This is a genomic window from Xanthomonas sp. NCPPB 3174, from assembly GCF_056725205.1.
In genome coordinates, this window is the sequence record NZ_CM161517.1 from 4,847,769 (window position 1) to 4,872,479 (window position 24,711).

The 24,711-nt window shown below is 65.4% G+C and carries 9 protein-coding genes and 3 pseudogenes; 2 read left to right on the forward strand and 10 right to left on the reverse strand.

Going from position 1 to position 24,711, the window contains the following annotated elements; all coding sequences use genetic code 11:
* Nucleotides 1–131 precede the first annotated feature (131 nt).
* Complete coding sequence (locus AC1PK7_RS20880) at nt 132–668, forward strand: GNAT family N-acetyltransferase (RefSeq protein ID WP_481099382.1); 537 nt, start codon at nt 132–134, stop codon at nt 666–668.
* A gap of 2 nt (nt 669–670) precedes the next feature.
* On the forward strand, nt 671–1,213 hold the full coding sequence (locus AC1PK7_RS20885; RefSeq protein ID WP_481099383.1) for a DinB family protein: 543 nt from the start codon (nt 671–673) through the stop codon (nt 1,211–1,213).
* Nucleotides 1,214–1,435: 222 nt separating this feature from the next.
* Here AC1PK7_RS20885 and AC1PK7_RS20890 read toward each other — a convergent pair whose 3' ends face one another.
* From AC1PK7_RS20890 to AC1PK7_RS20935, 10 genes and pseudogenes are all read right to left on the reverse strand, one after another.
* Complete coding sequence (locus AC1PK7_RS20890) at nt 1,436–2,086, reverse strand: YceH family protein (protein WP_481099384.1); 651 nt, start codon at nt 2,084–2,086, stop codon at nt 1,436–1,438.
* Nucleotides 2,087–2,180: 94 nt separating this feature from the next.
* A pseudogene (locus AC1PK7_RS20895) lies at nt 2,181–2,408 on the reverse strand (hemagglutinin repeat-containing protein); the annotation flags it as partial.
* Nucleotides 2,409–3,418: 1,010 nt separating this feature from the next.
* Nucleotides 3,419–3,907, reverse strand: coding sequence for an integrase core domain-containing protein (locus tag AC1PK7_RS20900; RefSeq protein ID WP_481099385.1), 489 nt, complete (start codon nt 3,905–3,907; stop codon nt 3,419–3,421).
* The gene (locus tag AC1PK7_RS20905) at nt 3,904–4,191 is read right to left on the reverse strand and encodes a hypothetical protein (RefSeq protein ID WP_481099386.1); all 288 of its coding nucleotides are present in this window, start codon (nt 4,189–4,191) and stop codon (nt 3,904–3,906) included. The genes AC1PK7_RS20900 and AC1PK7_RS20905 overlap by 4 nt, the downstream gene beginning before the upstream one ends.
* A 78-nt stretch (nt 4,192–4,269) precedes the next feature.
* Nucleotides 4,270–4,626: a hypothetical protein gene (locus AC1PK7_RS20910; protein WP_481099387.1), complete on the reverse strand. Its 357-nt coding sequence runs from the start codon at nt 4,624–4,626 to the stop codon at nt 4,270–4,272.
* The gene (locus tag AC1PK7_RS20915; RefSeq protein WP_481100952.1) at nt 4,623–5,636 is read right to left on the reverse strand and encodes a cysteine peptidase family C39 domain-containing protein; all 1,014 of its coding nucleotides are present in this window, start codon (nt 5,634–5,636) and stop codon (nt 4,623–4,625) included. Before AC1PK7_RS20915 ends, AC1PK7_RS20910 begins: the two co-directional genes overlap by 4 nt.
* Nucleotides 5,637–5,771: 135 nt before the next feature.
* Nucleotides 5,772–9,916 (reverse strand): annotated as a pseudogene (locus tag AC1PK7_RS20920) (hemagglutinin repeat-containing protein); the annotation flags it as partial.
* 7 nt (nt 9,917–9,923) lie between these two features.
* Nucleotides 9,924–10,058: pseudogene (locus tag AC1PK7_RS20925) on the reverse strand (S-layer family protein); the annotation flags it as partial.
* A gap of 88 nt (nt 10,059–10,146) precedes the next feature.
* A complete protein-coding gene (locus AC1PK7_RS20930) occupies nt 10,147–10,668 on the reverse strand; it encodes a hypothetical protein (protein ID WP_481099388.1) in 522 nt (173 codons plus the stop codon).
* Nucleotides 10,665–24,710: a hemagglutinin repeat-containing protein gene (locus tag AC1PK7_RS20935; protein WP_481099389.1), complete on the reverse strand. Its 14,046-nt coding sequence runs from the start codon at nt 24,708–24,710 to the stop codon at nt 10,665–10,667. Before AC1PK7_RS20935 ends, AC1PK7_RS20930 begins: the two co-directional genes overlap by 4 nt.
* Nucleotide 24,711 lies beyond the last annotated feature (1 nt).

Sequence of the window (24,711 nt, forward strand, 5' to 3'; positions counted from 1 at the left end):
GCGCGGGGACGTTTCGCGGTTCCAGACCCAAGGCAGCGATGCGTCTGCGTCACGAGTCGCCTGCCGAAGGCACCGCTTGCCAAGCCGCTGCCGCGGCGCCACGCTGGCCGCCCCACCCGCAGGAGCGCCGCATGTCCACCGTGATCGAGACCGCGCGCCTGCTGCTGCGCCGACTGGACCCCGAGCGCGACGCCGCGCCGATGCTGGCCCTGCTCAACGACCCCGGCTTCCTGGCGCACATCGGCGACCGCGGCGTGCGCGACGAAGCGCAGGCCAGCCGCTACCTCGCCGATGGCTCGGTGCGCAGCTACGCCGAGCACGGCTTCGGACTGTATGCCGTGGAGCGTCGCGACGACGGCGCCTGGCTTGGTGTGGCGGGACTGGTGCTGCGGCCGACCCTGCCCGCGCCCGACCTGGGCTATGCCCTGCTGCAACCCTACGCGGGCCAGGGCTACGCCAGCGAGGCGGCGCGCGCCGTGCTGGAGTACGCGCGCAGCGTGCTGGCGCTGCCGCGCGTCTACGCGATCGTATCCCCGGGCAACGCGCGCTCGCTGCGGCTGCTCGCCGCGCTGGAATTCGTCGCCCAGGGGCGCGTGCGCCTGAGCCCGGAAGCGGCCGAGGTCGAGCTCCATCTGTGCGAACTGCACGCGCCCCAGGAGCACGCCTGAGCATGGATACCTTGCACACACTGCGGCTATTCGCCGACTACAGCCAGTGGATGAACCAGCGTCTCTACGCCGCGGCCGCAACCCTGCCGGACACCGCCATCGCCGAGCCGCGCGGCGCCTTCTTCGGATCGCTGCTGGGCACGCTCAACCATTTGGTGGTGGCCGACACGATCTGGCTGCAGCGCTTTGCCCAACATCCGGCACGCCACCCGGCGCTGCAGGCCATCGCCGCCAAACCGGTCCCGGCCGCGCTGGACGTGCCGCAGGCCGACTGTCTGGCGGACCTGCGGGCACAGCGCGAGGCGCTGGATGCAACGATCGCCGCCTGGATGACGGAGCTGCAGCCGGACGACCTCGATGTGACGCTGCGCTATCGCAACACCCGCGGCGAGACGCATAACCGGCGCTTCGGCGATCTGCTGCTGCATTTCTTCAACCACCAGACCCACCATCGTGGTCAGGCCACCACCTTGCTCAGCCAGGCGGGTGCCGATGTCGGCGTGACAGATATGTTGGCGGTGATTCCGCAGGTGGAGACGGGGTGATCCTGCGATCGCGGGGCGCTGCGCTTGGTGAGTGCCTTGATGTTTAGGGTACCTGTAGTAACGCGCCTTGCCGCGGTTTTGCGGGGGGGCTGCCGTCGCGATTGTAGGAGCGGCTTCAGCCGCGACAAGCATCCCCTGTAGAGCGCATCGCGGCTGAAGCCGCTCCTACACGAGAGCCTCCGTGTATACAGGAGGCTCTCTCCAGAGGACACCCGCACCGCGTCACGCGGATCCGAGCTGCGCCTGCAACTGCACCACGATCTCGCGCAGCTCCGCCACCTCGGCCTCCAGCGCCTGCACCCGGCCTTCCAACTCGTCGTTCCCCGACGCCGCCGGCCGCGCCTTGAACGTGGCCGCCAACGCTTCCGCATCCACCGGACCGGTGAGCAGATGCATGTAGCGATCCTCGCGCTGCCCGCTGGCACGCGATAACTGCACCGCCAACTGGCGCTGTGCCAGCCGTTCCAACTGATGACGGACGTCGTCCGCATCGGCAAAGCGCGCCATGCGCTCAGCGCGTGTCAGCAACTCATTGACAGTCTGCGGACCGCGCAACAGCAGCAGGCCGAGCAAGGCCACCTGCTGCTGGGTCAGATCCAGCGCCGACGCCAGCCGATGCTCGTAGCGCTCGGCGCGCGAAGAGAACTGCTGCCGCACCAACCCACGCCCCTCCAGTTGCCGCAGCGCATGCTGGACATCGCCCGGACTCAAGGTCATCACCGGCTCGCGAGAGGTCTTCTGATTGGCCGCCACCACCGTCGCATTGACCGTGAGCGGATACGCATCCGGCGTGGTCGCCTCCTTCTCGATCAGACAGCCGAGGGCGCGGGCTTCGATGGTGGAGAGAACGGGGATGGTGGGGGTGTCGGTCATGGTATTGGCTTCTTGCTGGTCAGGGGCGAAGCATACTGCTTGAGAGTTTCGGCTCTGCGGGCTGCTGCCGTAATGATCTCGGTGCCATGTCCTTGCGCTTGCGCGTCTCCAGGGTGGTGCTGCTGTCGACCGTGGTCAGCGTGGTGCTGTTGAGGTCGTTGCCGGCAAACACGGCCAGGCCGTTGCCGGCGTCGAGCTTGGCGGCGGTCAGGTTGACGTCGTGGCCGGCGCTGAGCACCAGGTTGCCGCCGGCGGTGAGCGCCTGCTGGTCGATGTCCTGGGTGGTCGTGGTGGTGACGACCCTGGTCTTGCCCTGGCGGGTCTGGTCGGTGACGGTGCGGCTGTCGCCCAGCACCTCTAAAGCATTGCGCTACCCAAAACGGATAAGAAATCGATAACAGCGAGAATGCACGCGCGCATTGAAAAATGGACTTTTCGGCGCATCAAGACCTAAAGCAGTCAAAAACGAGGATAAATACGCCGATCTATCTTTATGTTAATCAGCCTCACCCGGATCCGTTGCGTGCACAGATACCTGCTAATCTGCGACAGTTACATCAAATATGCCATTGTCATTTTTAATTTTCGTAAGCATGTCTAAATGACCCATCCGGATAATATATGAGAAAACGCCCCGTGGTCATTTCAACATCCACGATGCAGTCCCCAATTACGGCCTCTGTTTCTAGAGCAATAGAAATGCGAGAGGCGAACTCACCTAATGACTTTCCATATAAATCAACGCAGGAGACACCATTGATTAACGTCTTGCAACCAATACCAGAGTATATAACCTCAAACCCAACTGAAACGTCCTGCTCCTCCAAAGAAAGAGAAAAAAAGAGTCATACTCGATCACGGATTCTACCCCCGCCTATGCAGGCCAGTATTGCGGACGCCACATCGGTAAAAATAAATTTTTCTTTTAGGGGGATTTCAAAAAAAGGAAGTGTTCATTTCTTAATCCCAAATAGTTCAACAAGCTTTTCTTCAGAAAATTCATCAACCCCTTTGTTTCCAGATTTCAAAAGGGCTCCCAAACGCCTGAGTGCATTTTTTCAATGCCACCACTTTAGTATACCTTTGTAAATTCCAACCTGTGCTCGCAATAATTGAATTAATCCGGGCCCGCCCTTAGACATATCGTTGAACTTCACGGATGAGTTCTATGCAAGCACCAAGAGGAAATTAAGACATCGCTATTTTCGAGCAACTTCGCCTTACCTACGCTCAGCGGCGGCGCCCCGTCGAGCAGCGCGCGGTACTGGGCCACGCCGTCGGCATAGTCGCCTAGGTAGCGGCGGCCAGTGAACTGGGTGATCTGGTCCAGCACTAGGTGTATAAGCTCACCACGTTGTTCGGTGGGATTCGGGAGATGGGAGGCTTGTAGCCGAGGCTGGCGTGTGCTCGATGCCAGTTGTAGTGATGCAGCCAGCCGGGGAAGGCGTTGGCGCGCCGCGTGGAGTCGATATAGGAGCGCGCATAAGCCAATTCTCGCAGGCTGGTCTGCGCCAGCCGTTCGGCCTTGCCATTGGTGCGTGGCGTGTAGGGTCGGATTCGCAGATGGCGCAGGCATAGCCGTCGGACAAGGCGTCGGAAGCGGCGTGATTTGTAGCAGGCGCCGTTGTCGGTCAACACGCGCTCCAAGCGCACGCCCAGGCTGCGGTAGTAGCGAACCGCCTGCATCAGGGCTCTGCAGGCACTGAGACTGCGCTCATCGGGCTCCATGGTGCTGAAGGCCACGCGGGAGTGATCGTCGATGGCCAGGTGGACGTACTCCCAGCCAATGCCACGGGAGGTGACCGTCCGATCATCGGTCACGCGGTGGCCGGGCTGGCGGAAACGGGCCAGCTTCTTGATGTCCGATGCTGCAGTTGGCCGGGTTGGGCGTACTCATAGCGATTGTGCGGCAGGGCCGGCTCCAGATCCGCCAGCTTGTGCAGGCCGGCGCGGCGCAGCAACGGGGCAATGGTGCTTGTTGCTACAGGAAGCTGCACGTCAATCTGGCGGTAGGTTTGCCGGCAGCGGCGCTGCTCAAAGACCTGATCCACGATGGACTGCGCAATAGCGTGCGGGCAATCACGTGGCCGCGAGGAGCGATCCATCAGCCCCGCCGTCCCTTCTTCCTTGAACCGCCTGAGCCACTTGAATCTTATAGCCATGCTAAATGCAATTAATCCACCTCATTCTTCATCCCAGAAATTACCAGGAGGCGTGTATTTTCCGTCAACAAACACATCACACCAACCAAAACGGGCATAAAACATACTTAAATATATAATTTCATAGGTATCATGCCCGACTTTTTTTAGTGTTACGAGACTATTAGCAAAATGAGTATATTCACCTCCGGCTCCAGCAACAGCTCTTCGCTCAAGCTCTTTTCGATCCCAATCAATAACAATGCCAGTTACATCTGGAACGGTGTCAGAAAATAAAATTTCAAATTTATTTGAAATTTTACAAATGCATGGTATTTTTTGCTTTTCAAGCAACATTTCACTAATCATATTTTTTGGAAAGGAAATTGCTAAATTCATTTAAATGCACTCCTTGGAACAATAACATCACCTGAAAAATGCTCTTTAAAAGTGGCAACAGGACTAAAGTATTGCTTTCCGTGCGGATCACGAATAGCCACAACTTCTACACCGTTTCTTTGCGTAACTCCATCTACGACAACAAAATGAGAGAAATTTGCGCCCGGTGTTTCGTCTATCACCCTTACAATCACTGGAGTTCCGCCCTGAGTATAACGCGCCAAGTCAGAAACGTTTCTCCTTCCATACACGCTGGCGTTCACACCACCGGATTTAAGTAAATCAGCAACATCATGATTTGAAATTCCGTTTCTTGACGGTGGAATCTTTTCAATAAGATTAGCTACATCAACCGGCTTTCCAAGTGTGTCAAGCACCATTCCACAAGAATTATGTCCGCAGGTTGGCACTCTACCTTGGTTTAACACGATGCGCTCACCATTTCTGGAAATACTATCTTCAAGCAATGGATTTTTAGTCCATCCCGCAGAAACATCAATCGCGTTGCCAGTCGATACATCAGCCGCGACGGTCGACTCATTAACGCCATCAAGAGAACGAAGAGCCGATTTTTCTTCAGTACTACCGGCTGCTTCGGCAACCTCTCTAAGCCCCGTTCGTCCGGCAGTGCTTGCGCCCGATGTCAGAAGGATCTCGGCGACAGTGGCAGCACCGAGGAATCGCTCATCGAATGCAGACGTGCCCGATACCGATGCACCAGTGAAGTAGTTAGTTGCCTGACCAGGCTTATAAAGATCTGTCCATGCGGCGACGGTGGTTCCGGTTTGATCCAGAATCCCTGGAAGCATCATCCCAAATATGCCCATGCCAGGCACGCCACCCGGAATTTTATCGAGTGCGTTGTAGAGCTTCTGCCCGTTCGTGGGGAATGTACGGGACACCGTGCTAGCGAAAATGGCATCCTCTGGATCTACACCGTTTGCCGCCCAGTAGTCCGCCATCAGTTGGTCGAACCGCTGCAGCGTGTGTTTTCCTCCTTCCTCATCCATCAATGCGTTGGCCAAATCCACGTTGATCGCGTAGTCGGCATCGCGTGCTTTATCTAGCTCGTTGATGGCATTGACGATCTCACAAGACCGCTTGTTCGCGGCGGCGCATTCCGCCTGCGCAACCTTTTTCAGTTCGTTCTCGTTCTCCTTCAACCAGTTGTTTTCCACTGCATTCCGCGCAACTGTGCTTCCCACCGCCGCATCGCTCACGCTGCCGCCCGTCATCCCGCCGACCAACGCACCGACCGCTTGCGACAACGCCAGGATCGTCTGCTTGTCCTGCTCGGACAGATCGCTCGGCTTGGTGTCGGCGCCGTAGAGCGTCTTGGTCAGGTACTGCGCCGCAGCTTCGCCACCCGCTCCAGTAAGTGCACCGCTTACGGCGGAACTTCCATTCGCCTCGGCCAACACCGCACCCAGCAGCGCGTGCGACAGCAACTGCAGCGACTTGTTCGGATCGCTGCCATGGTTGGCGTCGAAGGTCTGCCCGATCAGTTGCGCCGCATACGGTGCCAGCGCGTTGCTCGCCACCTGCGTGCCGCTCTGACCGGACACGCCACCGACCAGTGCAGTGGTCACTGCCTGCAGGGCACGGTTGTATTCGCCACCAGTGCCCCATTGCTTTTCTTTGGCGTAAGCGTCGCTGTAAGCCGTGCTCTGGCTAAGCAGCACGTTCTGCTGCGCCGTCGGATCCAGCTTTGCGAATGCCTCTTGCTCATCGCTATTGAGGCCTTTCAGGTAGGCATCGCGCGCCTCGGCAGTCTTCTTCGCCGCATTGGCGGCGATATCACCTGCCACCTGCCGACCGGTCTCCAGCACGGTCCCGGCGGCCGCACCCATCGCCTGCTGCTCGGCCAGTACCTTGCGCACGTCCGGCAACGTCGCCAACGCCTCGTTCGCCTTGCTGGCATCGGCGTTGATGCCAGTCTCCGCTGCCGTGGTGCGCTTGCCGCCGATCGTGATGTTGCCTTCGGTCAACGTGGCGCGAGTGGTCGTGCTGTCGTTGCCGCTCTGGGACATCGGCAGTCCGCCGCCCAGCCCGCCGCTGTTGGCTACGCCATAGTTCCCATTGGCGATGTTGCTGCCGATGTTCTTGGCTTGGTCGCCCGCGCTCACTGCCACCGGGTTGCCATTGGCATCGGTGGCCGGCGTGCCGCTGTAGCCGAAACCGCCCGCGAGGCTGCCGGAGCTGGCCGAGTAGCCCATCCGGTTCTGCAGGTCGCTGAAGGTCAGCGAGGTGGCGGTCAGGTCGCTGTTGTCCGCATTGGTGCTGGCGATGGCGCCGCCGATCAGGTTCACGTTGCCCGCGTCGACGTGGTAGCCGCCCTTGCCGGCGAACAGGCCCGACTGTTCGGTCACCCAGAGGAGTTGCCGTTGGCCTTGGCCGTGCTGGCGTAGCCGCTGGCGTCCCAGGCGGTGCCGAAGGACACCTGGATGCGGCCGCCATAGCCACTCTCCTTGGACTGGATGTTCGAGGTGTCCTGTAGCGACTCGATGGTCAGGTCGCCACCGGTCTGCACATCGATGCGGTCGGCCTTGGCTACTGCGCCGCGCAGTGTCGTGTCGCCCTTCGAGGTCAGGGCGATGTTCTGCGCGGCCAGCTCCGTGTTCTTCCACGTGGCGCTGTCGGCGGTGGAGGAATGGCTGCCGACGCTGGCCTGCGCATAGGCATAGACGCCGGTCTGCGCGCCGACCGAGGCGCCCACGCCCACTTCCAATCCGGCGTTGCTGCCCTTGCTCTGTTCCGAACCCGAGGACTTGCCTGCTTCCAGTACCAGGTCGCGTGCCGCGTCCAGGCTCAGGGTGTCGCCGGCCTTGAGGTTGCCCTGCACCACGTGCAGGTCGCCGCTGGTGCTGGTCAGACTGACGTTGCCGCCGCCGCTGATGGTCGAACCTTGCGCGGTCTGGCTGCCGGCCTTGTACTTCTCCGTGCTGGTGGCATAGCCCACGCCCGCTTCCACGCTGACCAGCGCGCCGCTGCCACCGTTTTGCGCGATGCTGCTGATCGCACTGGCGGTCTGATAGCCGTTGGCCACTGCCGCCATGCCCTGCATCGCCGACAGCCTGCCGTCGGAGTTGCGCGCCGCATCGACGTTGTTGATCAGGTCGATCAGTGGCGATTTCACCCGCGCGAACGCACCGATCTTGAGCGTGTCGTCCTGCGAGGACGCGGCGTGGCTGTCGTTGGCCGTGAGCAACTGGATCGACGCGGCAGTCACGTCCACATCCTTGGCCGCGACCACGTTGCTGGCGCTCTGCGTATAGGTGCCACCCGCACTCAGGTTGACGTTGCCGCCCAGGCTGCCGACGCTGCTGGCCACCTGCGTCACCGTGGCGTTGTCGTCGCGGTGCTTCTCGGTGTGATAACCGGAGAAGCGCTCGGTGTCGGAGATGACCACCGTGCCGATCGCCTTGTTGTCCGAGACGTTGGCGTTGCCGGCGGTGTCCTGCCCGCTCTGGATGGTCAGGTCGCCGGCGGCGTGCATGGTCACATCGCCCGTTGCCGCGATATTGCTGGCGGTCAGGGTGATGTCGCCCTTGGTCGTGCTCAGGTTGGCGTTGCCGCCCACCGACAGTTGCGTGCCGGTGATGGTGTCGGTCTGGCCGTTGCCGTTGCCCTTCTGGTTGTAGTTGCCGAACGGCAGGCCCGCCGCGTTGTTGAAGCTCCAGCCCTTGCCGCGGCTGTCGTTGCCGCTGGACTCGGTGGTATGCGCCACGCCCAGGTCGATGTTCTGGCTCGCCAGCAACAGCGCGTTGCCCTCGGCCGACAGTTGCGTGCCCTGGCTGGTGATCGAGCCGTCGCTGGCGAGCAGGGTCAGGTTGCCGCCGGCGCTGACTTGGCTCACCCGCGCAGTGTTGGTGCTGTCGTTCTGACCGGCAGTGGAACCGTGCGATCCGGCCTGGATCACCACCGGCGTGAGCGCGGCCGCGGTGCCGGCCGTATCGCCCTCGGCGCGCCGGCTGAGTTTGCCCATGGTCGAGCCGCTGTCGGGCATGTTGCTGGTCGCCGAATCGCGTGCGCTGCGATACGCCGCGGCAGGGTCGTAGGTCACGCCGATGGAGAAGCCGCTGGACTTGCTCGACTGGTTGGACTGGTTGTCCACCGTGTCCTGGGCCGCGAGCAGCGCGATGTCCTTGGCCGCCAGGGTCAGGTCCTTGCCTGCGGCCACGTCGGAAGCACCGATGGTCAGTTGATCGCCGGCACTGATCAGCAGATTCCCGTTCTTGGCACCGACTGCCGAGGCCACCTGGGTGGTGCTCTCGGTGCTGCTGTCGCTGCTGCTGCGCGACTTGCCGTAGCCGAGGCTGGCCACGCCGCCGGAGAAGCTGGCGCTGAAGCCGGACTTCTTCTGGGCGCTGCTGTGCGCCTCGCTGCTCTGATCCTGCACCGAGACGATGGCCACATCGTTGCCGGCCACCAGGCGCGCGTCCTGCTGGGCCAGCACGGTCGAGCCGACCACGGCGATGTCGTTGCCTGCCTTGATCTGCACGCTGCCTGCGTCCAGCGAGGTGCCGACGGCCAGGCTGTCGTGCCACTCGTCATGCGTGGTGGTGGTCTTGCTGGACAGGAAGCCCTTTTTCTTCTTCTGCATGTCCTGCACGGCGTCGTGCTGCTCCTGCTCGGCGAGCAGGTTGACGTCGTTGCCGGCGGACACCGCCAGCGCACCCTTGTCGGTGAACACGTTGGCCGCGGTCAGGTTCACGTCGTGGCCGGACTGCAGGGCGATGTCGCCGCCGGCGGTGAACTCGCTGCCGTGGACAGTCTCGTCGCGGGTGCTGGTGGTCTGCTTGAAGCGCTTGCGCGTCTCCTGGGTGGTGCTGCTGTCGACCGTGGTCAGCGTGGTGCTGTTGAGGTCATTACCGGCGACCACCGCGAGACCGTTGCCAGCATCGAGCTTGGCGGCGGTCAGGTTGACGTCGTGGCCGGCGCTGAGCACCAGGTTGCCGCCGGCGGTGAGGGCCTGCTGGTCGATGTCCTGGGTGGTCGTGGTGGTGACGACCTTGGTCTTGCCCTGGCGGGTCGCCTCTGTGACGGTGCGGCTGTCGCCCAGCACCGACGTGACATTGAGATCGTGCCCGGCCGCGGCGATCAGGTTGCCATCGGCCTTGACCTGCGCCTGGCGGATGGTGAGGTCGTTGCCGGCGGCCAGTTGCAGGCTGCCGCCGGTGACGATGCTGGTGCGCACCGTGGCCTTGCCGTTGGTGTCGGTGACCGGGGTCAGCGGCAGGTCGTGCCCGGCCTGCACGGTGGTGCCGGTCAGGCTGAGGTCGCGGCCGGCCCGTAGCGCCCATGCGGGTCTGGGTCCACTGCGGATCCACGCCGAGCTTGTCCAGCAGGTAGTCGCTACTGATGAAATTATTGTAGTCGACGAAGCGCGGATCGGTCTCGATCAAATAGTGGCTGCCGAGGATACCATTGCTCGCAAGTAAATAACGCTAGAACAGCAACTATAATAATGATTTATAAAATTAACCCCAGTCCATATCATTCGACAAACGATTGGAAAATTTAATTACCTAGAATTAACCGCGTTCCTACAGGCAAATTTCTGATTTGACGAGCTATTCCTCCCAAAATTGATGCATGCTTTACTCTTTCACAGACGTACATGTTATCGACACAAAATTCGCCACCTAAAGCCTCTTCTACTTTCAACGCATAATTTTCAAAATCATTTATTCTACCCAGCCGCAGCATAGCCTCTTCATACACGTTGTATCTAACTGTTGATATCGGATCAGATTCGATGGCACCAAAAAAACTATCAATATCGATTTCCAAAGAAGACTTGTCGCCTGAATCCAAACTAAAAACATAGACTTGACCAGAATCATCAACTGCGTAGACAGTCCCAAATGCGTCATAAGCAATTGCTTCCGACCAATCAAAATTTAGGCCACTGAAAGAAGACCAAGTTGAAGTCCAATTTTTATCAACTTCACGGAAATATCTAAGTAGTCCATTGAAACAAAAACCAGCGCCACTTCCAGGCAGCCGATCAAAATATTTCTCTATCTCGTAGCTATTCAATGGTCGTCCTCCAGTTTAACGTCAGTGTATTTTGTTCCAATAGGATCATCCTTAACTTGCCTACCGATTTTTGAACCCGCGGCCGTGTTCCTGCCACTTTCCAACCAGTTGCCATTGGTTTTAGCGCAATTTGCGCCACCTACACATAGCTCGACTCTGTGATCTGCATGATAACCCGGCCCAGGCGGAGGACCAACTTCATCTGTTAAGGCTTTTCTAAAGTTTCCTTTTCTCACATCTGCAGGGTTCACTCGTACGAGGGTGCCAGCATCGGCTTGCGCTTTATAGCTATCTAAAAATTCAGCTTTCTCCTTAGGAATAATTAGCGTCTTTGTTAGGTCGGAAGATCCCTCTTCCAAGGCGTTCTCGGCACTTTTTACCGCACCTGAAAACCCATCGCTACTTCTAATAATGCCGATCGCACCAGCTTTGGTGCCCAGTGCACCAATCGAAGATAGCAATGTATCCACGAGCATTGAGCTAGTTGCATGACTCGCAGGACGTACCGCTTGCTGATCGCTATCGGTCTCAGCGCCAAATGCGTTGGCGCCGATCAAAGGCGTCAGCGGATTGACCAGATACTGCTCTTTCTTTTCCTGGAGATACCCCGCCATCGGCGTTGCCGCCCACAGTGTGCTGCCCAAGGTCTTCACCGGGCCACCCGCCGCTGCCATCAAGACCAGCGCGGCAGTCTCTGCATTGTCTTCGCCCAGCCAATTTTTAAACTGCTCTACCTTCTTTCCACCTGCGATGGCAAGGTTGGAGACAACCGTTGCTCCCTTCAGTCTGAAATTTTCATCCTGAGATTGCGGCGAGCCCGCTGTTCCCTGAGAGCTTTCAAATACCTCACTGTCTGAAGAAGCTGCGCTATCCGCATGAGTACTTCCCACGGCCCCAACGGCGACAGTCCCAATCGAACCAACGTCGACCTCCCCCGTCGGAATGTGGTTAATAACATCTTTGCGCTGCTGTTCGTCCAGCTCATTGAATCCCTTGCCGTAGCGCTGGAAGGCAATGCTTTCAGGTTGCGCGAGCTCTCGCAGCGTTGACGCTGCATCCGGCGATTTGAGCAACAGCACCAGCTTGTCCGGATCGCAGCCAAGCTTTACGCAGTTGTCGAGAAGTGCATTGACACCGGCAACTTCATTGGGATCGGTAATCCCGACATTTTTCAGCGCCTCGGCAGCCATCGCCTGTCGCTGCGAACGTCCTTCGCGATAGTCGTAGTAGCCATAGGTCTGGACGGCATTACCCGAGGCTGCGCCTGCCTGCGCATCGCCGCCCAAGAGACCGCCTGCGGCGCCGAGCAGGGCTCCGAGGCCACTCATCAATGTGGCCTCGGCACCGCTTCCCGGCTGTATCCCGCCCTTCTGCAGTGCGTCAGCGAACTTCGGCAACAACGTCTCGTTCATCAACACGCCACCGGCCGCGCTCAGAACGTTGCCGCCCGAGACTGCAGCAGCCAATGCGCCCGCCGTCACTTGCGTGATCTGCTTTGCCGCTCCCGCGTCGTTCCACTTCGCAAGCTGGTCGTTGGCTGCGTTCAACCGTGCCTTCGCGGCTGCCGTCGCATCCGGATCGCCCTTGGCCGCTTCCAGATCTGCCATAGCTTGTTCTGCTTCTGCAGCCGCTTGCTCCCTCTTGTAGTAAATCAGCTCCTTAGCCGACCTAAACGCCACCTCACCGGCGACTTGGGCAAGCTCCTGCTGTTCCGCAACCTTCTTCTCGTCGAATATCTGCTTCAGCCCGCTCTGCTGCAGTTCCGTAGCGCTTCGATCCAAACTGGCCAGAGCGGTTGTGTCGCCATTGCGCACCTCGACACTGCCCGCGGCAATATCGCTCTTGGTCGTACTGCCACTACTTCCTGTCTGATTACCCGCCAGACTCAAGGCGGCACCGGCCGCCGCGGACGCCCAGTCCCCCGTACCGGCGCCAAAACCGCCTGCCTTGTACTCGGCCTTGTTCTGCAAATCCTCCACCGTCAGGCTGTCGGTGGATAGGCGGTTCAACGCTGCATCGGCCGTGCTGGCGATAGCGCCGCCAATCAGGTGGGTATTGCCGCCAACGGTCACGTCGAAGCCACCGTTGCCTGCCTGGATGCCGCTCTGCTCCTTGACGCTGGTGTAGCTGCTGTCGGTCTTCTGCTGGCTGTAGCTGGCGCTGCTACCGCTGAAGCCGTATACCAGGGTGGCACCGGCCTGCTGCTGCTTGCTCTTGTAGTCGTTGGTGTCCTGCTCGCTCTGGATCAGCAGGTCGCCGCCGACCTTGGCCAGCACGGTGTCGCCGATCGCCTGCGCACCCTTGATCGTGGTGTCGTTGCCGCTGGCCAAGGTCAGCGTGTCCTTGGCCGTGACCACGCTTTCGGTGTGCAGTTCGCTGTTGCCCTTGGCACTGCCCTTGCCGGCGTAGGCGGTCAGGTAGACGCCCGTGGTGGTGCCAACGCTCACGCCGATTTCGCCGCCAGCGTTCTTGTTGCTCGACTTTTCGGTGTTGGTTTCCTGCTGGCTCAGCAAACTAAGGTTGTTGGCCGCGGCCAGCGCAACGTTCTGACCATCGATCTTGCTGCCGATTACGTCGAGGTCGCCACCCGTGGCGGCGATGGTCACATTGCCGTCGCTGAGAATGCGGCTGCCGCCAGTCGTTTCTTCGTGGGTGACGGTCTTGCTGGACGCGCTGCTAGCACCGATACCGATGCGCAGGCTGACTCCGCCCATCTGTGCGCCTTGTGCCGTAGCGGCTTGGTACGCGTCGACGCTGTCTTTCACTGCGTAACCGGCCTTGGCCGCATACAGCGCTTGCAGTCGGCTATCCTCGACTTCGCTGCCGCGCTTGGTTGCGCCATATGCCGCTTCGGCCGCCTGTACCACCGCGCCGGTCAGGCCCAAGGTGATCCCCGCACTCTGCTGCTTGGACGTCTGCACCGTATCCACACGGTTCTCGACCGCGGCGATTGTCACGTCCTTGCCGACGATGGCGGTGCCGGCCTTGCTCAGCACGTCGCTGCCGGTGATCGCCACGGCATTGCCGGCGGTGAGGGTAACGGACCCATCGGTACTGCCCACCAGGCTACCGCTCTGGCTTACCTCGGTGGTGTCGAGCGTGTTGGTCTGCTTGCTCGCGCCCAGGGTGACGCTGAAGCCGCCGCCGCTGTACAGACCGGTCTTCTTGACCTTCTTGTCGTGCTCCTCGCTATGCGTGTTCTGCGCCGTCTCCAGCGTCAGATCGTTGCCGGCTGCCACCACCACGTTGCCGGTGCCGGCGACCTGCGCGCCTTGTGAGAGCAGGTCGTGGCCCGCGGCGATCTGCACGGTGTCGCCGCTGAGCGTGGTCGCCACCGCGGTGCTGTCGTGCCACTCGTCATGCGTGGTCGTGGTCTTGCTGGACAGGAAGCCCTTTTTCTTCTTCTGCATGTCCTGCACGGCATCGTGCTGCTCCTGCTCGGCGAGCAGGTTGACGTCGTTGCCGGCGGACACGGCCAGCGCGCCCTTGTCGGTGAACACGTTGGCCGCGGTCAGGTTCACGTCGTGGCCGGCGCTGAGCACCAGGTTGCCGCCGGCGGTGAGCGCCTGCTGGTCGATGTCCTGGGTCGTGGTGGTCGTGACGACCCTGGTCTTGCCCTGGCGGGTCTGGTCGGTGACGGTGCGGCTGTCCTCCAGTACCGAGGTCACGTTGAGATCGTGCCCGGCCGCGGCGATCAGGTTGCCATCGGCCTTCACTTGGGCCTGGCGGATGGTGAGGTCGTTGCCGGCGGCCAGTTGCAGGCTGCCGCCGGTGGCGATGCTGGTGCGCACCGTGGCCTTGCCGTTGGCGTCGGTGACCGGGGTCAGCGACAGGTCGTGCCCGGCCTGCAGGGCGGCGTCGCCGCCGGCGGCGATCGCCACGCCGTGCAGCTGCAGGTCGTTGCCGGCCTGCAGGGACAGATTGTTGCCGACGGTCAGGCTGGTGGCATCGCCGCCGCGCATCAGGCCGGACTCGTTGCGCAGAGCGGTCGGCTGCAGGACCAGGTTGTTGCCCGCCAGCAGCGCGGCACTGTTGCCGGCCTGCACTGTGGTGCCGGTCAGGCCGAGGTCGCGGCCGGCCTGCAGCAGCAGGTTGTTGCCGGCCGTGATGCCCGACCGCAGGTCGCCACCGGCGACGGCGTCGCGGGTGGTGCTGGTGAGGTCGCGACCGGCACTGAGCAGCACGTCGCGGCCGGCGATCTGGCCGCCGAGGTTGAGCAGGTCCTGATTGGCCTGCAACTGCACGGTGCCGCTGGACACGATGCGGCCCTGGTTGAGCAGGTTGCCGACGTTGGCGCTGACATTGGCGCCGCTGATGGTGCCGGTGTTGCTCAGGCCGGCCGTGGCGTTGAGCGAGACGTCGCCGTTGTCGCTGGCCAGCAATGCGCCGTCGCTGCGCAGGGTCAGCGCGGTCTTCGACGACAGGTACACCACCGGCACCAGCACCTTCTGGCCCTGATACTCCTGTTCGACCATCCACACGATGTCGTGGGTCAGCGCGGCGACCTGGTCGGCGGTCAGCGCCACGCCCACGCTCAGGTGCAGCGTGCCGGCCTCGGCCACGCCGCCATCGAGCAGGGCGCGGTACTGGGCCACGCCGTCGGCGTAGTTGCCCAGGTAGCGGCGGCCGGTGAGCTGGGTGATCTGGTCCAGCACCAGACGCTGTTCGTAGAAGCCATCGCCCAAGCGGGTCTGGGTCCACTGCGGATCCACGCCGAGCTTGTCGAGCAGGTAATCGCTGCTGATGAAGTTGTTGTAGTCGACGAAACGCGGATCGGTCTCGATCAGGTAGCGGCGGCCAGGCGCGCTGGTGTTGGCCTTGACCCCGCCCAGGCCGTTGGCAGCCCGACCCAGCGTGTTGACGCTGGCGCCGTTGCTGCCGACCAGGCGGTACAGCCCGCCCATCGGCAGCACGATGTTGCCCAGCGGCGCGCCGACGCCGCCGACCACCTGCGGCACCTGGCCGGTACCTGGGTCGATCTGCTGGTACTGGCCGGGCACGCTGCCGGCGGTCAGCACCGCCTGCGCGGTGCCGGCCTGGACCTGGCTGCGGCTGCCGCTGCCGGCGCCGCCGAGCTGGGCCTGCACGCCGCTGGCCCGGACCTGGGACGCAGTGGCACTGCCGCCATTGGACAGGGTGGCCTGGCCGTCGTCGATGCGGATGGCACCCAGGCTGGCGGTGGCGATATGGTTGCCCACGTTGGCCTTGGTCGGCGTCGCAGCGGTCTGCGCCTGCACGGCGATACCGCCGGCGCCGTCGGCGCTCATCGTGCCGTACCGGTTCAGTGCCCCGCCCTGGGTGGCGTTGAAGGACGCGCCGCCGATACTGCGGCCGTCGCTGCCGACCGCGCCGTTGCGGATGGTGGCGCCACTGATCGAAACGCCCTGTCCGCCGGTCATGTTGGCGGCGAGGGCGATGTAGCTGGAGTCGACCGTCGTCGAGGAAATCGGCTTTTCTTCGGTGTCGTAGTAACACACCATGCGCTTGCCGTTGGAAGTCTGCGCGCAGTCGTCGACCACGCCTTTGACGACGTACTCCACGTCCGACTGCTTCACCACCTGCTTGAGCGCCAGCGCCTGGTTCGCCACGGACTCGCCGCCCGTGATCATGCCGTCGGCCATGCCGCCGACACCGCGCTGATTGACCATCAGCGCACCTGCAGCGGCGATGGTCGACACGTTGTTGGTCACGCTGCCGGACAGGGCGATATTGCCGCCTGCCACGATGCGACTCTCGGCGCTGGCGGCGAGCAGACTTTCGCGCTCCTCCACCGAATACTCGCGATAGACGCCCGGCTGCTTGCCCTGGTACGGGAAACGCGCCGAGGTATTGGCCGGCATCTTGATGCTGCGCGCTTCGATCAACTCGCTCGGCATCGCCGCATTGGCCGCGGCCTTGTCCGCATCCGACAGCGGGCCGGTCTTGGTATTGAGCACCCGCCGCCGATTGTTGATCTGATTGGCCGCAATCAGGATGCTGCCATCGGCTTCGATGCTGCCGGAGACGTTGTCCAGCGTGCCGGTGCGCGCGGTGAGGGTGCCGTTACCGTCGCGCGCGGCGCCGATGGCGATGTTGCCGAGGCTGAAGATCTTCGCATCGCGGTTGACCAACTGGTCGCGCACCAGCAGGGTCATGCCGCTGGTGGCGCCGATCAGCGCACTGCCATAGGCGGCGTTGTCGGTGGCCCCGCCCAGGTCGGCGCCGTTGACCAGGGTGCCGGTGTCCACCAGCACGTTGCCGCCGACCAAGCTGCCGGTGTTGGACACCGACCCGGCAGTGACCTGCAGGTTGCCGCTGGCGGAGAGGTCGCCGGCATTGGTGACGCTGCCGCCGGTGTTCAACTGCAGGTTGCCCGAGCGCATGCTGGCGCCGGCCACATTGTTGATGCTGCTGGCATTGATGCCCAGGCTGCGTCCGGCCTGCAGCGCCGAAGCGTTGACGAAGTTGCCGCCCACCGCCAGGCGGAAGTCGCCGTTGCTGGTGATGTCGGCACCGGCGCGATGGGTGTAATCGCTGCGGATGGTCAGGTCGAGCAGGTTCTGGCCGAGGATGCTGCCGCCGCCGTCAAAGCCGGCGGTGTCGATGACCACGTCGCCCGCGCCGCCGGTGCTGCTGCCGGCGCCGATCTGGCCGCCGCTGTTGCTCAGGCTCTGCAGGCTCAGGCGCACCGCCTGTTCGGCCTTGATCTTGCCGCTGCGGTTGTCCAGCGTGGCGCCGCTCCGCTGCAACAGCATGCTGGCGCCGGCGTAGACGCTGCCGCTCTGGTTGTCGAGCGCATTGGTGTTGGCGATCAGGTCGCCGCCGGCCACCAGTTGCCCGCTGCCGTTGGCGATGCTGGCGGCGTCGAGCACCACGCTGCCGCGCCCGCCCAGGCTGCCGCCGACGTTGCGCAACTCGCCGCCGGTGGTGAGCCGGGTCAGGCCGCCGCCGTTGTTGACGATGCTGCCCTGGCTGTTGTCGATGCGGCCGCCGGACAGGGTCATGGCGTTGCCGCTGTCGAGCTGGCCGCCGCTGTTGAGCAACGCGCCGGTGACGGCGAGGCTGAGGTCGCGGGCGGCGCCGATGCGACCGCTCTGGTGGTTGTCGAGCTGGCCGCGCGCGGTCAGCGCCAGGTCGCGCCCGGCCTGCAAGGTCCCGCCGCTGTTGCTCGCGTTCTCCGCGTTCACGGTCAGATCGGTGCTGGCGCCGATCACGCCCGCGTCGTTGTTCAACGTATGCGCCAGATCCACGCGCAGGTCGCCACCCGCACCGCCGCTGCTCAGCGCCTGCATCGTGCCGCCGCGGTTTTCGAGATTGTCGGCGCGCAGCACCAGGCTGCCGCCGGTGGCCTGCACCACGCCGAGACGGTTGTCGAGCGCGCCGCTGCCCAGTTGCACATTCAAGCCGCGTGCGGACACGCTGCCGCCGATGTTGCCCAGGCCGGCCGCGGTGACGCTGGCATCGCCGGCCGCGGCGATGGCGCCGCCCTGGTTGTCGAGCGTGTTGCCGGTGCTGAGCTGCAGCTGGCCCTGGGTCAGGATGCGACCGCCGGCATTGCCGAGGGCGCCGCTGCTGCTGACCGTGAGCGTGCCGCTACCGGCGTGTTCGATGCGCCCTTGCGCGTTGTTGATCGACGCCGCGCCCAGTTGCAGGTCACTGCCGTTGCTGACCAGGCGGCCGCCGCCGTTGTCGAACGCACCGGTGACGGCGATGCGGGTGATACCGCTGCCGCTCTGCACCAGGCTGCCGCTGCCGTTGCGCAGCGTCGCCGCGCCCAGGTCCAGGCCCGCCGCCTGCAGCGTGCCGCCGACGCCGTTGAGCGCGCTGTTGTCCAGCGCGCCACCGGCGCGCACGGCGAGCAGGCCGCCGGCGAGCAGATCGGCGCCGCGGTGGTCCACGTCGCCGCTGGCGGTGAGGGCGACGTCGCCGCCGACGCGGGCGCTGCTGCCGGCCAGCGACAGTTGCGCGGCATCGGCGGCGAGGGTGCCGGCGGCGATCAGACGGCCGCTGGCGCTGAGCGTGCCGTCGGCATGCAGGGTCAACGCGCCGCTGTTGCCGAGGCTGCCGTCGCTGCGCACGCCCGCCGCGGCCACGCCGCCGATGGCGACGTTGCCGCCGCTCAGGCGCAGATTGCCGCTGGACAGCGTCTGCCCGGCGTTGTCGATGCGCTGGCCCTGCAGCGCGATATCCGCGCCACTGACGGTGCCTTGCTGCAGCACGCCGGCGTCGCTGCCGAGCACGACCTGGTTGGCGTTGAGGGTACCGGCCACGGTCAGGTCGCCGTGCGATTGCAGTTGCAGCGTGGTCGCGGCGCTGAGGGCGCCGCTCTGGGTCAGCGCACCGCCGGCCTGTGCGCTGAAGGCGCCGGCCGAGGCCAGGGTGCCGCCGAGAGTCAGATCGCCCTGGCTGACCAGGGCCACGTCGCCGGTCTCGCTGCCGAGCTGGCCGCTGCTGGCGACGCTGGCCGCCTGCACGCGCAGGGCGCTGCCGGCGATCAGGTCGCCACGGTTGTCGACGGCGCCATTGGCAGTCAGCGCCAGGCGCTGCACGCCGTAGCTGCGTCCGGTCTGCTGCAGCGAGCCGACGTCCAGTTGCAGGCGCTGGCGCGCGCGCAGCGCGCCGGCGTTGTTGAGCAGACCGCTCACGGTGAAGGTGCCGTTGCCCAGGGCGGCGAGCAGGCCGCTGCCGCTGTTGGTGGCACTGGCGGCGGTGAGGCTCAGGTCGCTGCCGGCGACCACCTGGGCGGCGTTGTCGAGCGCGCCGGTGGCGCGCAGGTCGATGGTCGATGCGGCCTGCACCAGACCGCCGAGGGCGAGAGCGCCCGTGCTGGTCATCGCCAGCGTGGTGCCGGCGTCGACGGTGCCCTGGCTGTCGATGGCCGCGCCGTTCAATTGCAGCGCGCCGGCGCTGTGCAGCACGCTCTGGCTGCCGCTGCGCAGGGTGCCGCCGGCCTGCAGGGTGGCGCCCTGGCCGGCGCTGACGCTGCCATCCAGTTGCAGGTCGCGCTGCGCCTGTGCCTGCACTCCCTGCGTGGTGGCGAGTTGGCCGCCCAGCGACAGGTCGCGCCCTGCGCGCAGGTCCAGCGCCTGTGCGCTGAGCGTGCCGGTCTGCAGCAGATCGCCCTGCGCCTGCGCGCTGAGTGCGCTGGCGGCGGCGACAGTGCCGCCCAATGTCAGATCACCCTGGCTGGTCAGCGCCACCTGGCCGCTCTGGCTGCCGAGCTGGCCGGTGCTGGCGATGCGCGCGGCATCGAGTTGCAGGTCGCGCTTGGCGATCAACTCGCCCTGGCTGTCGATGGCGCCGCTGGCGCGCAGGCTCAGCGTGTCGCCGGCGTAGGCCTGGCCGCTGTGCTGCAGATCGCCGACCTGCAGGGTCATGGCCTGGCCGGACTGCAAGCTGCCGGCGTTGGCGAGGGTGCCGGCGGTGGTCAGGGCCAGCGCGCCCTTCGCGGCGAGGCTGCCGCCTTGGGCATTGCCGATGCCGGCGGCGGCGACGCTGAGGTCGCGGCCGGCCAGCACCTGCGCGGCATTGGTCAGCTGGGTGCCAGCGGCGAGCGCGACGTCGCGCCCGGCCTGGGCGACGCCGGCCACGGCCAGGGCGCCATCGCTGCGCAGGGCCAGATCGGTGGCGGCGTCGAGCGTGCCGCGGCTGTCGAGGCTGCCGCCTTGCAGGGTGATGGCGCCGGCCGCGCTCTGCAGCACCGCCGCGTTGCCGGTGGCGACGCTGGCGCCTTGCAGCTGCAGATCGCTGATGGTCAAGGCCTGGCCATCGATGCGCAGCGCGCGTTGCGCCTGCAGCGTGGCGTTGGTCGCGCTCTGCAACCCACCGGCGACGCCGACATCGCGCCCGCTCAGGGCGATCGCGCGCGCCTTGGCCACGCCATCCAGGCGCAGGTCGCCCAGCGCGGTGGCGTTCAGTGCCTGCGCGGCGATCACGCTGCCGCCCAATTGCAGGTCGCCCTGGCTGGTGAGCGTGACCTGTCCGTTCTGGCTGCCGAGCTGGCCGCTGTTGCTGAGGCTGCCCACGTCCACCAGCAGGTCGCCACCGGCGATCACGTTGCCGCGGTTGTCCATCGCGCCGCTGCTGCGCAGCGTCAGCGCCTGGCCGGTGGACAGCGTGCCGCTGTGCTGCACGCTGCCGGCCTGCAGCGTCAGCGTCTGCTCGCCGCGCAGCAGGCCGGCGTTGTCGAGCAAGCCATCGACGTGCAGATCCAGCCCACGGCCGGCGGCGAGCGTGCCGGCGGCGCGGTTGACCGCGTTGCCCGCCTGCACCTGCAGATCGCGCCCGGCCACCACGCGGGCGCTGTTGTCGAACGCACCGGCGGCGGTCAGCCGCACGTCGTTGCCGCCCTGGGCGATGCCGGCCAGGCGCAACGCGTCCTGGCTGTGCAGGGTCAGGTCGGTGCCGGCGTCGAGCGCACCCTGGCTGTCGATGCTGCCGCCGTCCACGGCGATGGCCGCGGTGCTCTGCAGCACGGCGGCGCTGCCGGTGCCGACGCTGGCGCCGCGCAGCTGTACGTTGCCGCCGGCCAGCGCCTGCCCGTCCAGCTGCAGCGCGCGTTGCGCCTGCGCCTGCAGGGTCGATGCACTTTGCACCGTGCCGGCCATGCTCAGATCGCGCCCCGCCTCCAGCTGCACGGACTGCGCCTTGCTGGTGCCGGCGTGCTGCAGATCGCCCGCCGCCTGCAGGCGCAGCGCGGCGCCGGCGATCTGGGTGCCGGTCACTTGCAGATCGCCGGCGCTGACGACGCCGAGCTGTCCATCCTGGCTGCCGAGCTGGCCGCTGCTGGCCACGCTGCCGGCGACGATCGCCACATCGTGCTTGCCGATCAGGTCGCCGCTGTTGGTCAGTGCGGTGGCTGCCTGCACGGTCAAGGTGTCGCCGGCATAGGTGCGGCCACTCTGCTGCAGGCTGCCCACGGTCAAGGTCGCGGCCTGGCCGGCCTGTACCAGACCGGCGTTGTCGAAGGTGCCCTGCACGCTGGCGTCGAGCGTCGTCTGCGCGAGCCACTGGCCTTGCGCCTGGTTGCTGGCACTGGCGGCGGTGAGCTGCAGTGCGCGGCCGGCGAACACCTTGGCCTGGTTGTCGAGGGTGCCGTCGGCCAGCACCGCGACGTCGCGCCCGGCCTGGGCGAGGCCGGCCAGGTGCATGTCGCCCGTGCTGTGCAGGCGCAGATCGGTGCCTGCGTCCAGCGTGCCCTGGCTGTCCAGTGCGGCGGTGTCCACCTGCAGGACGGTCGCGCTCTGCAGGATGGCGCCGCTGCCCAGTGCGACGCTGGCGGCGTTGACGCCGACCGCGCCGCTCGCACTGGCCTGGCCGTCCACGCGCAGCGCACGTTGCGCCTGCAGTTGCAGGACGTCGGTGCTCCGCACGGTGCCGGCCACGCCCAGGTCGCCCGCAGCGGCGAGCTGCACGCCAGCCGCACGCAGGCTGCCGCGCTGCTGCAGATCGCCCAACGCCTGCGCGTTCAAGGCGCCGGCGGCCACGACCACGCCATCGAGTTGCACGTCGCCGCGGCTGTTCAGCACGACCTGGCCACGCTGGCTGCCGAGCTGGCCGCTGCTGACCAGGCTGCCGGCGTCGATCTGCACATCGTCACCACCGACCAGGTCGCCCTGGTTGGCGACGGCGCCATCGACGGTCAGCGTCAGCGTCGTGCCGGCATTGGCCGACCCGGTCTGCGCGAGGCTGCCGGCGCGCAGGCCGAGCGCGCCACCGGCGTACAGGTGGCCGTCGTTGGACAGCACGGTCGCGCTGCTCAGGCTGGCATCGCCCAGGGCCGACAGGCTGGCGCCGGCGGCGTTGCTCAGACCGCCGGCGCTGGCGGCGAGCGCGCCGCCGGCCACGACCTGGGCCTGGTTCTGCAGCACCCCGGCGCTGCTCAGCGCGACGTCGCCACGCGATTGCACGGTGCCGGCCAGCGACAGGTCGCCGGCGCTGCGCAGCGCCAGGGTCGTGCCGGCATCGAGCACCCCGGCCTGGGCGATGCTGGCGCCGTCCAGCGCCAGTGCGCCGCCGGTCTGCACCTGCCCGCTCTGCAGCAACGCGCCCTGCGCATGCAGCGTGGCGTTGCCGCCGGCCGCCAGGGTGGCGCTGCTGCGCAACTGGCCATCGGCGCTCAACTGCAGATCGCCATCGGTGCGGACCACACCGTCCAGCGTGGCGTCGCCCGCCGCCTGCAGTTGCGCGCTGCCTGCGCCCAGGGTGCCCGATTGCAGCAAGGCGCCGCCGGCCTGCGCGGTCAGCGCGCCCTTTGCCGCGACCTGCCCGGTCAGGGCCAGGTCGCCGCGGCTGCGCAGGGTGACATCGCCACCCTGGCTGCCGAGTTCGCCGCTGCTGCGCAGTTGCGCCGCGTCCACGCTCAGCGCCGCGCCGGCCACCAGGCTGCCGCTGTTGCTCAGCGCCGCAGTGCTGGCGAGCGTGGCGTTGCGCCCGGCGTAGCTGCCGCCGGAGTTGCCGACGCTGGCCGCGTCGATGCGCAGGTCGCGCCCGGCATACAGAGTGCCGGCGTTGTCGAGCGCGCCCGGCGTCGCCAGCGCGATGTCGCCACCGGCCGAGACCACCGCCCCGGCCGCATTGCCGATCGCCGCCGCGCCCAGGTCCAGGCGCCCGCCGGCGCTGAGCTGGCCGAGCGTGTCCAGGCGTCCACCGGCCTGCACGCTGGCGTCCTGCCAGGATTGGGCAAGGCCGGACAGGCGCATGTCGACATCGCTGCGCAGGCTCAGGCCGGCACCGGCGTCGAGCACGCCAGCGGCCTCGATCCGCGCCGCCTGCACCGCCAGGCTGCCGGCGCTCTGCACGGTGCCGCTGCGCTGCAGCCAGGCCGCGCCAGCCTGCAGTTGCGCCGCGCCGCCGGCGTAGGCGCTGCCGCTGCTGCGCAACTCGCCGCTGGCGCTCAGCGCCAGATCGCCGCCGCTGTAGAGGCTGCCGCCGGCGTCCATTTCCGAACCGAACAGGGTGATGGCGCCGGCGCTGCTGCGCCCGCTGTGCGCCAGCGCGCCGCTGGCGGCGGCGTCGAGCAGGCCATGGGCGATGGTGTCGCCGCTCAGCGCCAGTTGCGTGGCGCGCAGGCGCACGCCGGCCTGCTGCGAGCCGAGCACGCCCTGCTGGCTCAGCGCGCCGGCCGCGCGCAGGTCGACGTCGTCGCGGGCCACCGCGGTGCCGGCCAGGCTGAGCTGGCCGGCGCTGTCGATCTGCAGGCTGCCGCTCTGCGCGGACAGGGTGCCGCGGCTGACCACGCCCACACCGGCCTCGGTGGCGATCAGGCGGATGCGGTCGGCGTACATGCCGCCCAGGTACGCCACATCGATGCCGATCGCCGGCGGTGCGCCGTCGCTGCCCGGCAGCACCTCCAGCAGCATGCCGTCGTAACCGATGCGCTGCGCACCGGCGCTGGCCAGCAGGTCCTTGGCCCACACCGCGCCGTTCACGCTCAACTGCCGCGACAGCAGGTCCAGACGGTCGACGTTGTAGGCGTCCAGACCGTTGCTGCCGATACTCAGCGCACCGCCGGTGATGGAGAAGCCGTTCAAGGCGCCGTCGGCGCCGAGCAGCGGGGTGCCGGTGGCCAGGGTGACGCGCGAGGTGTTGAGGAAGCCGCAGCCGTCGCAGACGATGCCGTTGGGGTTGGCGATCACCAGTTGCGCCTTGGCGCCGGCGATTTCGGTATAGCCCTGCAGGCGGCTGGTGGTGGAGGTGACTTCGTTGAGGATCAGCGTGGCCGCACCGCTGTTCTTCAGGTTGTCGTTGCCGGCGATGTAGCCGCCCAGCTCGGTCTTGGAGATCTGCGCGCTGTTGTTGAGGATCAGGCCGTTGCTGCCGACGTCGAAGCGCGAATAGCGGTTGTGCGAGACGCCGCGCGCGTTGGGGGCAACGATGTCGACCACAGGCACGCCGTTGGCGGCGGCCTGCTGGCCGGGCTGGCGTCCGTCCGGATTGGCGACCGGGGCCACCTGCGCGTACAGCGGCAGCGAGGTCCAGGTGACGGTGCAGCACAACAGCGCGGCGAGGCCGCGCTTGAGCGGCTTGAGCAGGCGGTGGCGGCGGTCGTCGGTACGGTCCATG